9 protein-coding genes and 1 tRNA gene are annotated in these 12,880 nt (G+C 53.3%); 4 read left to right on the top strand and 6 right to left on the bottom strand.

Annotated features, from left to right (window positions below):
• The first annotated feature begins 1 nt into the window (after position 1).
• The 4 genes from CSA35_05365 (at position 2) to CSA35_05380 (ending at position 3,831) form a co-directional block, all read left to right on the top strand.
• Complete coding sequence (locus tag CSA35_05365; protein ID PIE54598.1) at positions 2–907, top strand: radical SAM protein; 906 nt, start codon at positions 2–4, stop codon at positions 905–907.
• Complete coding sequence (locus tag CSA35_05370; GenBank protein PIE54599.1) at positions 904–1,899, top strand: radical SAM protein; 996 nt, start codon at positions 904–906, stop codon at positions 1,897–1,899. The genes CSA35_05365 and CSA35_05370 overlap by 4 nt, the downstream gene beginning before the upstream one ends.
• Positions 1,880–2,689, top strand: a complete 810-nt coding sequence (locus tag CSA35_05375; protein ID PIE54600.1) for a lipoate--protein ligase — start codon at positions 1,880–1,882, stop codon at positions 2,687–2,689. Before CSA35_05370 ends, CSA35_05375 begins: the two co-directional genes overlap by 20 nt.
• Before the next feature lie 113 nt (positions 2,690–2,802).
• Positions 2,803–3,831: a 3-oxoacyl-ACP synthase gene (locus CSA35_05380; protein ID PIE54601.1), complete on the top strand. Its 1,029-nt coding sequence runs from the start codon at positions 2,803–2,805 to the stop codon at positions 3,829–3,831.
• Positions 3,832–3,883: 52 nt separating this feature from the next.
• Here the strand turns inward: CSA35_05380 and CSA35_05385 are convergent, their stop codons facing one another.
• The 6 genes from CSA35_05385 to CSA35_05410 all read right to left on the bottom strand — a co-directional run bounded on the left by CSA35_05385 (position 3,884) and on the right by CSA35_05410 (position 12,711).
• Positions 3,884–5,398: a hypothetical protein gene (locus tag CSA35_05385; protein PIE54602.1), complete on the bottom strand. Its 1,515-nt coding sequence runs from the start codon at positions 5,396–5,398 to the stop codon at positions 3,884–3,886.
• 109 nt (positions 5,399–5,507) lie between these two features.
• Positions 5,508–6,530 carry an ABC transporter substrate-binding protein gene (locus tag CSA35_05390; GenBank protein PIE54603.1) on the bottom strand — a complete coding sequence of 341 codons (1,023 nt, stop codon included), beginning with the start codon at positions 6,528–6,530 and terminating at the stop codon, positions 5,508–5,510.
• A 155-nt stretch (positions 6,531–6,685) separates the two neighbouring features.
• Entirely contained in the window at positions 6,686–8,455 is a 1,770-nt protein-coding gene (locus tag CSA35_05395; GenBank protein ID PIE54604.1) for a hypothetical protein, read from the bottom strand.
• Between the two features lie 597 nt (positions 8,456–9,052).
• Positions 9,053–9,128, bottom strand: a tRNA-Asn gene (locus CSA35_05400).
• A 101-nt stretch (positions 9,129–9,229) separates the two neighbouring features.
• The gene (locus CSA35_05405) at positions 9,230–10,984 is read right to left on the bottom strand and encodes a pyruvate, phosphate dikinase (GenBank protein ID PIE54627.1); all 1,755 of its coding nucleotides are present in this window, start codon (positions 10,982–10,984) and stop codon (positions 9,230–9,232) included.
• Positions 10,984–12,711: a pyruvate, phosphate dikinase gene (locus CSA35_05410; GenBank protein ID PIE54605.1), complete on the bottom strand. Its 1,728-nt coding sequence runs from the start codon at positions 12,709–12,711 to the stop codon at positions 10,984–10,986. Before CSA35_05410 ends, CSA35_05405 begins: the two co-directional genes overlap by 1 nt.
• Positions 12,712–12,880: the final 169 nt, after the last annotated feature.

A 12,880-nucleotide genomic window follows, 5' to 3' on the forward strand; every position in this document is an offset into this window, starting at 1 on the left:
CATGCCCGTCTATCCCTCGGATATTATCCTCATCCAACCGGAAACGGAAAAAGAGCTTGTTGGTTCGTGGGCTATTCGAAAAAGGAACTTTCCCGACGAGCTTCACTGCGATGTACCGGAAAAGACCCTCGTTCTTTCCCTCACCGGAAGGGATTGCGCCCTGAACTGCGCTCACTGCGGCGGGCACTACCTCAAAGGGATGACGCAACCGGAAGAACTGCTGGAAGCTCTCTCCGGGGGGCGATACACCAGCTGTCTCGTCAGCGGTGGCTGTGCCTCATCCGGGGCCGTTGACGGAGAAAATAAGGCACACATGATTGCCAACCTGAAACAGCGAAACCTGCGAATCAACATGCACGTAGGACTCATGTCTCCAGAAGAGCTGCAACTCGTAGCGCCTCTGGCAGACAGAATATCCTTCGACTTCGTCACGGACGACACCACCATCGAAGAAGTCTTCGGCCTTCATCGAACATCTCAGGACTACATCAAGACCTACAACCTCCTCCGAAAGCTGGGAACCCCGGTTCTCCCTCATATCTGTATCGGCCTCAAAGGCGGGCAGGTTATCGGCGAGTATGGTGCTCTCGAGAAACTCGCCGAACTGGGAGCGGACGGACTGGTCTTTATCGTTCTGATCCCGACCCCGGGCACCCGATATCAGGACAAGACCCCACCCCCGCTGGACGAGGTGGCCCAACTTCTGATTCGGGCCCGTACACTCTTCCCCGATATTCCCCTTCACCTCGGCTGTATGAGACCCAAAGGACGATATCGGCGTGAGCTGGACTGCCTTGCCGTGAGATGCGGTCTGAACAAAATCGTCAACCCCACGCCCCCTTCCCTGAAACTGGCACGATCCATGGGACTCACCCTCCGTCACGGAAAGGAGTGCTGCGCCCTATGAACGTTCGCCTATCCATCGGAACCGCCGCCGTTTTGGGCCTTGCCTCTCTGAAATCCGACGCCGACCCGACAACGGCCTACATCATGGACGAGGGAGGCCGCTGCCTCCGAAGCTGTGCTTTCTGCTCTCAAGCTCGAAACGCCAAGTGCGGCGATGACAAACTCTCCCGTGTTATCTGGCCTCTCTTTCCCCTGGACGAAGTCCTGCCGCTCCTCAGACGGGCCGAAGAAGATAAGAAGCTCATCCGGGCCTGCATCCAGGTGCCGATGAACAGGGGATCATACGAACGAACCCTCACCCTGACCGAGAAGATCTCCAGCGAGACCGGGCTTTCAATCAGCGTTTCCACCAACATCCAGAAAATAGACCAGGTTCAGGAACTCATGAACCGGGGAGCTGCTCGAGTCAGCATCGCCATGGACGCCGCAACCGAGGACATCCACCGAACCGTCAAAGGGGGAAGCTTCAACGGCAAAATCGAACTCATCACTCAGGCGACCGCCCTGTTTCCCCGGCGAATATCGACCCACGTCATCGTCGGCCTCGGCGAGAGCGAGGAAGAGGCGCTGAAACTCATCGGCCAGATGATCGCCATGGACGTAACCGTGGGACTGTTCGCCTTCACTCCCCTGCCGGGAACCGCTATGGCACACGTACCGCCTCCTCCTCCGGGCACGTACCGCCGGGTGCAGATTGGGACGTGGCTCATGAAAAGCGGGCACATTACCGTAGACGACATGAGCTTTTCTCAGGGACGCCTGACATCCATCGCCATGGATAGCCAGGAGCTTCTCGACCTGATCGGCACGGGAGCCCCCTTTCGTACCGCCGGCTGTACCGGGTGCAACAGACCCTACTACAACGAAAGCCCCCGCCGGGGCACCATGTTTAACTATCCCCGTTACCTGTCCCCCGAAGAGGCCAGAACGGCCCTTGAGGAAACCGATCTGGAACAGATCAAGGAGGTACTGCATGAAGTGGCGATTCGTTAACACAGGGACCCAATCGGGAGCCATGAACATGGCTCTTGACGAATCGGTGATGATCCACTGCGCACGGGGCGACGTCTCCCCAACCCTGCGGTTCTACCGATGGGATCGCCCAACCCTCACCCTGGGCTACTTTCAAAAAGCCCACGGAGAGGTCAACCTGGAGGCCTGCGAACAACAGGGCGTTGCTGTCGTCCGACGTCTCACAGGCGGCAGGGCTGTACTCCACGACCGGGAACTCACCTACAGCATCGTCATGGGAAAAGAGCGGGGAGACCTGCCTGAGGGCGTGACAGCCTCCTACAAAATCCTCTCGGAAGGGCTCCTTCTGGGATTCAAAAACCTTTCGATTCAGGCCTGCATGAGCCGACCGACACCCTCAGGATGCCGCTCATCCTCAGCATGTTTCGATGCCCTGTCAGCCTACGAACTCGAGGTGGGAGGGAAAAAAATAGTGGGCAGCGCACAGGCCAGAAGACACGGAGCCCTGTTGCAACACGGCTCCGTCCTCAACGACCTGTCCGTGGATCTGCTTTTCTCCGTGCTTCGGGACGACGGGCAGGGAGGGCTGGAGCGTGCGAGACAGGATTTTCTGAACAAAGCCACCAGCATCCGCCACGAGACCGGCGCTGAAAAAAACTGGGAGGAGCTCTGCGATGCCTTCCTCCGTGGCTTTCAGGAAGCGTTTGACGCCCCGCTTATTGAGACCGACCTCACCCCCTCCGAGTGGGAACTCGCCCACCAGCTGACCGAGGACAAATACAGCTCGCTCAGCTGGACGACCCGTCGATAAGCAAACAACGCTTCGCATGTGGTTATAAGACCAGCTTTTATTTTTACCCGATCCGTCGTATAATACACCTCAGCTTGCTCCCAAGAGAGCCAAGAAATGAGGAGGCATCACCTATGAACGACGGCGTCCAGCCATATCTGAGTCATATTTTCTACCATCTGCCAAAACGGCGCCTCACGAACAAAGACCTTATCGAGGAATTTGGTACCTGGACCGAGAAAAAAATTCGATCAAAGACAGGAGTAGAGGAACGGGCCGTTGCATCAGAGACCGACACAGCATCCTTCCTGGCCACGAAGGCAGCGGAAAAACTGTTTCAAGAGACCGGTATCGACCGATCATCGATTGACATGCTGATGCTCTGCACCGAGACACCCGATTATCTGCTCCCCGCCACAGCCTGCCTCGTCCATCATAACCTTGGACTTCCCAACGATTGTGGCGCCTTTGACATATCCCTGGGCTGTTCAGGATATATCTATGGTCTCCACCTCGCCTCGGCCATGATCCAATCGACGATGGCGAGAAGAGTCCTCTTCCTGACCGGCGACGTCCTGAGCCACTACATACACCCCAAAGATAAAAGTACCCGTACCATCTTCGGCGACTGCTTTACAGCTTCCCTCATCAACAGTGACGAGACAGGAAATTTCGGACAGATCGGACACTTTGTCCTTGGTACGGATGGATCAGGCAGTCAGAATCTCATCATCCCAGCCGGAGGCGCAGCTCAGCGCTGCTCCCAAGCTACAAAAGAAATCTACACAAACCGATACGGCAACTCCAGAACTCCCGAGGATCTGTATATGAACGGCCCGGAAGTATTCGCCTTCGCTCTCCGCGAGGTCCCTCCAGTAATCGACGAGTGCCTGAAACTCAATAGCCTGACCATAGACGAGGTTGATTTATTCGTCTTTCACCAGGCGACGGACATGATGCTCCAGAAACTTCGTCACGAGCTGAACATCCCTGAGAACAAGTTTATCGTCGATGTGGCAAAGACGGGCAATACAGTGAGTTCCTCCATTCCCCTGGCTCTTCGAAGAGCAATGGATAACGGTCGGCTTCACCCAGGAGCCATCGTCCTGCTCTGTGGTTTTGGCGTGGGATACTCTTGGGGTGCGACCATCCTTCGGCTCTGAGAAACATAAAAAAGCGGCAGACCATTTTGGGCCTGCCGCTTTTTTCTTGAAATCACGCCTCAAAAAGAGATCGTGAGGCAAATCCGGGGTCGCTGGTGAGGTTGACACCCAGCTTTCGAAACGCCGTCTCGTCACCGGGCGAGGGGATATGGGAGAGGTGTACCTCACAGTTCCGCAGTTCTCGAAGCTTCTCCACCGCCTCGGCAGCAACCGGGTTCGTCGTTGCACAGATGCTCAGAGCCGCCATGGTCTCCTCCAGGTCAAGCCCAAGCATTCGCTCGCCTAATACATCTTTTTTCAGATGTCCCAACGACTCAATCACGTTAACAGACAGCAGGTCGATAGCATCGGGGATACCTGCCAAAACCTTGATACCGTTCAGCACCAAGCTGGACGCTGCATGAAAAAGAGGGGAGTTTTTCCCCGTAACGATCCGACCATCGGCAAGCTCAAGTGCCGCACCGGAACAGACGCCATCAGCGCCTTTACCTTTTTTCTTCGCATCTATAGCCGTCTGTCTGGCAGGGAGGACCACTCGACGATCCTCTGGACGAACACCCAGTTCCTCCATGAGCAGTGCCACCCTCTGAACCGCCTCCTCCTCGACAGATCCCGAAAGATAGTCGCAAGAGTACCGAAAGTACCGACGGATGACCTCCTGGATCGACGCATCTCTGACGACCTCGTCGTCCACGATGCCGAAAAACACTCGATTCACCCCCATGTCCGTGGGTGAACGATACAGGGAACTTTCCCCCGTAATTTTCTCCAGAATCCGACGAAGGAGGGGAAAGGCCTCCAGATCACGGTTGTAGTTCACCGTCTTTTCGTCGTAGGCTTCGAGGTGAAAGTGGTCGATGAGGTTGACGTCGCCGATATCGGCGGTGGCCGCCTCGTACGCCACGTTGACCGGATGTTTCAGGGGCATGTTCCACACCGGAAATGTCTCGAACTTGGCGTAGCCTGCCCGAATTCCTCTCTGATGCTCGTGGTAGAGCTGAGAGAGGCATGTGGCCAACTTGCCGCTGCATGGTCCGGGAGCCGTGACCACGACGATGGGACAATCCGTCTGAATGTAGGGATTGGCACCATAGCCCTCGGGGCTTACGATGACATCGACATCGGTGGGATACCCCTTGGTAGCACCGTGAAGATAGACCTTCATACCCCGACGCTCCAGCTTGTTCTTAAACATGACCGCCGCCGGCTGATTGTCGAATCGGGTGATGACCACGGCACCGATGGCGATGCCTCTATCTGTCAGGTCGTCGATGATCTTCAGGACATCGACATCGTAGGTGATGCCAAAATCAGCCCGGACCTTCTTCCGTTCGATATCACCAGCATACAGACAGATCAGCACCTCAAGCTTCTCCCTGAATCGTTCAAGAAGGCGAATCTTCACGTTCGGATCGAAGCCTGGAAGGATTCGGGCAGCATGATAATCAAACATCAGCTTACCACCAAACTCGATGTACAATTTGTTGTCGAACTGCTCCATCCGTTTTAGGATGGCCTCGGTCTGCTGTCTGAGGTACTCCTCCGAGTCAAACCCCCGCTTTACCATAGAGAACCTCCCCCTTAGATTTCTGCAAACAGCAAATCAGACAGGAATACGAATTACGAAAGAGAGGACAAGCGAGATCTCGCCTGTCCTCTCCCTTTTCGAAAGTTCTTTAAGGCTGCTTATCCAAAGCAGCTTTGACCTTTCCGATCCTTGGATCGTTGGCGATGGGGAAGCAGCGATGCCACTGCTCTGGGTAGGCACGAAGGAACCACACCGCTGCCGCTTCAAGAGAGGCGTTTTTCTCTTTCATGTACGCCAGCGCCGCGTTAGTCTGTTCCAGGGTGGACGTGTAATTAGCCAGGATGGTGACAGCCTCGGGTGACTTGATGCACAGTTTTGTCGAGATCCCGATGTGGACCCGGGACGGGGGGAAGGAGCAATCATAGCTTTCATCGTCCCATCTGGCGTGCTCATAGGGAGGCTCCTCCAGCTTATACATGTCCAACATCCCCATGAGAGGCGTGGGTTCCCAATAATAGGTAAGAATCGGATCGCCCTTCTCGTACGCCGAGAAGATCGCTGTCGCCAGAGCAGCGGACGATCCGGCGCTGAAGTTCTCATACAGGGGGTCCAGACCGTAGGCTTTCAGCTTGGCCTCGTTGACCGAGTAGGTCACCCAGCCGGTGGGACCATTATAAAACCGTCCCTTGCCCGGTTCTCCTCCCGACTTGGGCACGAAGAGGTCCTTATATTTTTTCAAATCCTGAACGGATTTCAGATCAGGGGCCATAGGCTTGATGCCCCGTTCGGGGTCGCCCTTCACCACGTAGGCCGGCACGTACCACCCCTGGACTGCATCGGGATAGGTGGGCCCAAGGTCCAGAACCTTACCCTTGGCGGTCATCTCGCTCCAGGTCTCCTTGATGTTATCCGACCAGATCTCCATGGTGGCGTCCACATTTCCTCGAGCCATTCCCATAAGCAGAGGCATGGTCTCGGCGAACTCGTACTGGACATCCATCCCAAGACCGTGCTTCAGGATAAACCCGACAATCCGATTGTGAAGCTGCACGCTGTCCCAGCTGAAGTCTCCCAGCTTGATTGATGACGACACAGCATCAGCAGACAGACAATTCGTGAACAGAAGAGATAGGCAACAGAGAAATACGAGAAAAAAACGGTTGGATTTCATGGTAAACCTCCTTGTTTAGCCCGTCTTCATCCGAAAAGGAGAAGATAGCTCGACAAACGGGATTGCCCCCCCACAAAAAAGGGGCGAAACTTAGCGATCAAGTTCGCCCATTAAGCCTTATTTTATCATCAAGGCAATGTCGTGTCAAAAGAAGGCTAAAAGGAGGATTCTGAGAAAGACCCTTTGCGTAACAAGGCTTCAAAAGCATCGGGCGGAATCGGCCGACTGAATAAAAACCCCTGAAGCACATCACACCCTAAAGTTTTCAGATAGGACCACTGTGCAACTGAGTCGACGCCTTCGGCGACAACCTCCTTCCCCAGAGCATGTCCTAAATTTACGACAGCCTCAGCAATAGCACGATCTCGAGTGGCTTCAGGAAGCCCCGAAACGAAAGATTTGTCCATTTTTAATCTACGAACGGGGAATTGTTTGAGATAGGTCATGGAAGAATATCCTGTGCCAAAGTCATCGATAGAAATCCCGATTCCCTGGTCTACCAGCTGAGTTAAAAGCTCAACCGCCCGATCCTCCGTACGAATCAGGGCATTTTCCGTCAACTCCAGATCGAGACACGAAGCTGGAAAACCCGTCTGGTTCAGCACATGCTCTACCTTGGCTACCAGGGCGGGATCGCTGAACTGCCGAGCTGATATATTCACCGAGAGTCGCAGGTTGGGAAATTCATCAAGCCAATGGAGAACCTGAGAACACGCTTTGCGAAGAACCCATTCGCCCAATGCTGTGATCACCCCCGTATCCTCTGCGACAGAGATAAACTCATCAGGCATAACGAGACGTCCCAAACGGGAAGATCGCCACCGAACAAGAGCCTCCATACCACCGATCTCCCCCGTGTCCGTGTAGACCGTGGGCTGATAATGAAGTTCGAATTCCTCTTGCTCAAGAGCTTCTTGAATGTGCGGACTGACCTGAAAGTAACTTTTATGCTCCGACGACAGGGCCTGTGAAAAGAGCCGAAACGCTCCCTTCCCGGCGACCTTAGCGGACTGAAGGGCCACCTCGGCGTTGGAGAAAATCTCGTCATCATCCTTGCTGTCGTCAGGATAGACAGCCACGCCACAACTCAGCGACAGATCAACACGATGCTCCCCCACAGAGATCTTCCCGGCAAACATGTCTTCGATCTGTTCTGCCATCATGAACAAACCGGGTCGCCCCAAATCCCCCGGTACTATCAGAGCGAACGAGTCACTGCCGATCCGAGCTACAGAAGCACCATCAGTCACCAGGGACGAGAGTCTTTTCGCCACGGCAATCAAAATATGGTTGCCGACCGAATACCCCAGAGAAACGTTGAGAGATGTGAAATGATCAATATCACAGAGGAACAAACTCATCATCTCATTCTCTTTTTTGGCTTTTTTAATAGCCAACGAAAGGAGATCCAGAAACAAAATTCTGTTGGGCAACCCCGTAAGCCCGTCAATATGTTCATGATCAGAGCACCGCATCTGTAGAGCCTGAGAGATCTCCTTGGTATGGGACTCCACTAATCGCTCCATACGATAACGATACTTTTGATTGTCCCTCTGAAGAGAAGCCCAGGCCAAAGCCTGCTTCGCGAGATGCCGAATCCAGCGTTCTTCGATATCAGGCTTGATCAGCCATCCCCACGCTCCTTTTTCGAGAGCCTGCTCTACAAAGTCGTCCTCATCGGCGTGAACGACCACGATCACCGGAGTTTGTTGAGATCGACGAGTGATCTCCTGGAGAACCTCCATACGCGAAATCTCAGAGATCAAGTCACCTAACAGCACAAGGTTATACTCTCCATCGCCGAAGCGATATAGCGCCTCCTCACCGGATTCCGCTGTTTCCACCGAATACCCCAAAGACGTCAAGGAGTGAATTACACTCTTCCGATCCCCAAGATTGCTATCAACGACAAGGACAGACGCCATAAGTTCTACCCTCCAATGTTATAAAAACAATGCTTTAGCAGTATAACATATCTTGCTCAACACGCCGATGATTTCCTCTACGATATACATTTCTCTCACTATGCACGAGTTTGAGAACTTCTTTCGGATATCCTAAAAAGCAAAAGCCCGATCAGAAGATCAAGCTTTTACTTTTTTCATTGTTCCGAAGAATCTACCGACAAAGCGGTTTGATCCCCTCAGGGGTTTTGATCAAAATAGCCCATGGAACACTGTCGTTCCGAGCTCTGAGGAACGTTCCCTCAGGCATACGCCAAAACCATGCGCCGGCCACCGAGACGAGCTTAGCGTTCATCAAGATCCCTCCTTTTTCTTGAGGGCATCTCTAAAAACGGGGAAAATACAGGATGTTGAAAAGTGAGATAGGTTCTTACCTATATTTCACATAGTTTATACATATTTAACTCCTGATCCACAGTCAAAAAGTGTACTTTTAGAGATTCCCTTGAGTTAGTTCTCCTCTAATCGCCGAACTATCGAAGTACGAGAGGAGAATTTCAAAACATCGAAGACACAAAAAATCACTCCCAGAGAACAGCAGGAGTGATTAAAATGATCTGGCTCCCCGGGCAGGACTCGAACCTGCGACCTAGTGGTTAACAGCCACCCGCTCTGCCGACTGAGCTACCGAGGAATACGCAGCACCTGTGTATCTTGAACGAAGTGTATTATATCACATTCTATAACAATAACAAGACTCCCAGTAGATAAGGAGAGAAAGAAGAACTCTCTTTTTTACTCCGCCACGACGAGCCCCAAGTTCCGCTCAGCGCTGGTAAAGACAGTGAAACGACCTCGATAGATCCGAATGGCCGGATGAGACCCTGGCTCATATGCGATGCTGTCGAACCATTCCTGCCTGAACAGATTGTTCTGGTATCCCTGAAACACCGGCATATAGAGTACCCCGTCCACCTCAAGGTCTGAGAAAAAATGAGTCCCATAGGACAACTCCGGCATGTAGCCCATTCTGGGGATCCCCACTTCCACCATACAACAGCATCGGGAAAGTTCATTATACTGCACCGGTACACCCAGCATGGGATTGCTGGAGCCGATCCGGCCCGGTGCAACAAAGATAAATCGCTCACCCTTGAGGCGATCGTTCACCATCCCAACAGATCGGGCGATGAGTCCGGGATCGGGGGCTCCGGTGTAGACTGCATGATCCACATACACCAGGTTACGAACGTCTCGAAACGACCCGTTGGTCACCATACGATCCGCCCTGAGTATAACTCTGTCTTGGTTCACAGCCTCCAGGGAGCTCGTCAACACGCCACTCCCGGCCCAGAGGGGACGAGCCTGAATGAGCTCCAGATGATTATCTCGAGGCTCGTAGGCAAACTCAACATCCGCCGGGACACCCATGGCCTCCTCCAAAACCGCCAAAGTTCGACGCATCCGTTCAAAAAACCGACGGTGCCTCTTAGGGAAATCCTCAAAGGTGAAGCATATCCGGCTCACCCGGTCATCTGACGGCGAGGCGTTAGGGGAAGTAAAGTATCCTCCCCCCTCATCACCCCGGTACATCTGCGCATACTGGGAGACTTCCTCCCTATAGCATGGAAAAATCTGATCCCAGACATCGTTGACGTTCACAGTCACCAACGTATCGGGTCGGTCCTTCGAGGCCTCGTCAAATCGAGCTCGAGAAATAGCCTGAAACCGCTCCTGTGAGTGACGCAACACCGTATAGGGATCCTGCCCCTCCGGCCGAAGGAAAGGGTTAGTCAACGAACAGGTTCGGGCATACTCACGTTTTGTACTCATAGTCCCCAGACCAAAGACGAATCGGACGACCCCGTCCTCCATATTTACCCGACTGGTCCACCTCCGATAATTTCGGGAAAAACCCACTCCGCCAATAGTGGGGTAGAACAGATCCCCCCGCCATTTCCCCGACATAGCCATGATGATAATGCCCATGGAGTCGTCGCCAATACTATGTCGCTCCCTGTAGGAGATAGCCTTGGGAAAATAAACCCGTGAATAGATCCGACGGATTTCTCGACAGACCGCCGCAACCCGATGGTTCAAAGGACCGTAGTTGCCCAGAAAATCGCTGAGATACTTACCCGCGAAAGAATATTTCAATGAATCCTCCTGGATACTACTGCTGCGAACGACAACAGGGTCGGTCACATCGACCAAAAAGGTCGTCACCCTTTGAACTACAGCATCGGGAAGACGATGGGCCAAAAAGGCCGCCTCCAGCTCCTCAGGGGAAGCAGAGCTGATAAGTCTCTCTCTCCCTGGCAGGGATGCCACAAACCGATCAAAAAGGTCACTCCCAAAAAACAAAGCCCGAGGCATGGTGGTCTCGACAAGCTCGGGATCCTTTGAGTCCCGAAGTGCGCGAATACCGTACAGAAGGGATCGTCCTTTTCCACCGATCGACCCCTCGCCCAGAATCATGGGAGCAAATTCAGGATCGTCCCGAGGCTCCCAGGCAAAATATCGCTGTACCTGTTCGTCTCTGTCCATCATCATGCCTGGACCACCTCTCCTTCGCCGGTTTCAAAAACGACACCTTCTTCGCCGTCGCCGTTTAAATACACGTCGAAGCATCCATGGTACACCCGAACCGCCGAATGCCCCCCACTCTCATAAGGATGCCCGTCGAACCACTCTCTATGAAAGACATTATCCTGCTCGCCATCTATCACCGGGAGATAAAGAATATCGTCCACATCCAGATCCAAGAAAAAATGTGTTCCATACGACAGCTCAGGGATCATCCCACGCTTCGGGATACCCACCTCAACCATACATCCGCAGTTGGATATCTCGCTGTAGTCCACAGGGACTCCCAAAGCAGGGTTGGAACTTCCCCATCGCCCCGGGCCAACAAGAATGTATTTCTTTCCCTCCAAAACTCTGTTCAAAGCACCCACCGCCCGTGCAACAGCTGCAAAATCCTGACTTTCGCTGTATTCATCGGGATCGACGTACACAATAGTGGATATTCCCTTAAGAACATGGTTGGTCACCATTCGGTTACCCCGAAGCATCACACGATGTGGTGGAATATCCTTCGGGATACCCACCCTTCCAAACTCCACATATGACGCCAGGGGACGAAGCTGAATCAAGGTGAGGACATCGTTCTCCGATTCATAGACAGCCTCCACATCAACGGGGAATCCCATCGCTCCCTCAAAAAACGAGAGTATCCGCTTCATCCGGACAAATAACCCACGACAGCGCCGAGGCAAATCCGAAAAGGTAAAACATGGCATAGGCATCCGAAGGTTGGACAAGTCGGTATGAAGCCAGTAGAGCATGCCGTCGTCATACCACTCAACAAAAGCCGAAGCCATACGATGACGCTTTTGGATATAGGGCAAAGCTTGCGTCAAAGACGCCGTCACGAGCCGTCCTTGAGCCAGATCCACGTAATCAAACTCTTTCTGAGCATAGAGGTAGATCTGTTCACCGTTCGTCCCCTCTGGACGGAGTGACGGATTGGTCAGGTAAAAGGTTCGTGCAAAGGAGCGATCCACAGCGCGGGTTCCCAAGCCAAAACACAGACGCATCACTCCGTCGTTCTTGTTGATCCGGGGGGATGGCCGACGAAACACACAGGAAAAGGCCGTGACGGCCAATTCAGGGTAAAAGCAATTTCCTCTCTGACGTCCCTGAAGGGGCTGAATTAAAACAGCCATTTTCTCGGTACCTCGAGGAATACCGTGTTTTCGTTGATACTCCAAGGCTGCCGGATGATACGTAGAGGCAAAAACTGTCTTGATCGCCTTTTCCAGATCCCGGTGAGCAACTGATCGGTCAACCCCGTTAGCGACAAAACACGTCGCATATTTTCCCGCAAAGGACAGCTCGATATCGTCCTCCAGCAATGACGAAGAGCGAATCGCCAGAGGGAGTCCAACGGAGGCACCGTGATTCTCAATATCGGTCAGAATTGACGACGGCAGAGGAAGCGACATGATATACGCATGAAGCTCATCGAAGGACACCTCGAGAGAACGATCCTCCAGATCATGACAAGCGGCAAACTCCTCAAAGACCTCGGTGCTCAGAGCAACCGTCCTCTCGGGAAGGGAGACTTCCTCACAAAGACAGTCTTCCATAAGAGATTCATGCGCAAAGGCCAAGCCCTTTCCCTTGCCTCCGATGCTTCCCCCACCGATCACCCAGCCCCGTTCCCTGTAGTAGGGCAGTGGATCGTACGCACGGTACAACTCCTTATGATCCATAATGCCACCTCCTCAAGGGAACTCTAGCAGAAAAACGAAAAAGAGACGACCTCTCAAAATGAGAGTTCGTCTCTTAGTAAATCGCCAGTACCTCTATGAGATGATGGCAAGGCTCCTCAGTGTCTGGGTTGATCGCAGCAACACTCATGGAAGCACACCGCCAGGTCTC

It is taken from the genome of Dethiosulfovibrio peptidovorans, from assembly GCA_002748665.1.
Lineage (GTDB): Bacteria > Synergistota > Synergistia > Synergistales > Dethiosulfovibrionaceae > Dethiosulfovibrio > Dethiosulfovibrio peptidovorans_A.

What these genes read in the sequence shown, in the direction of transcription:
- CSA35_05365 (PIE54598.1), top strand. Translation starts at nt 2, where the DNA reads ATGCCCGTCTATCCCTCGGATATTATCCTCATCCAACCGGAAACGGAA.
- CSA35_05370 (PIE54599.1), top strand. Translation starts at nt 904, where the DNA reads ATGAACGTTCGCCTATCCATCGGAACCGCCGCCGTTTTGGGCCTTGCC.
- CSA35_05380 (PIE54601.1), top strand. Translation starts at nt 2,803, where the DNA reads ATGAACGACGGCGTCCAGCCATATCTGAGTCATATTTTCTACCATCTG.
- CSA35_05375 (PIE54600.1), top strand. Translation starts at nt 1,880, where the DNA reads ATGAAGTGGCGATTCGTTAACACAGGGACCCAATCGGGAGCCATGAAC.
- CSA35_05385 (PIE54602.1), bottom strand. Translation starts at nt 5,398, where the DNA reads ATGGTAAAGCGGGGGTTTGACTCGGAGGAGTACCTCAGACAGCAGACC.
- CSA35_05410 (PIE54605.1), bottom strand. Translation starts at nt 12,711, where the DNA reads ATGGATCATAAGGAGTTGTACCGTGCGTACGATCCACTGCCCTACTAC.
- CSA35_05405 (PIE54627.1), bottom strand. Translation starts at nt 10,984, where the DNA reads ATGATGGACAGAGACGAACAGGTACAGCGATATTTTGCCTGGGAGCCT.
- CSA35_05390 (PIE54603.1), bottom strand. Translation starts at nt 6,530, where the DNA reads ATGAAATCCAACCGTTTTTTTCTCGTATTTCTCTGTTGCCTATCTCTT.
- CSA35_05395 (PIE54604.1), bottom strand. Translation starts at nt 8,455, where the DNA reads ATGGCGTCTGTCCTTGTCGTTGATAGCAATCTTGGGGATCGGAAGAGT.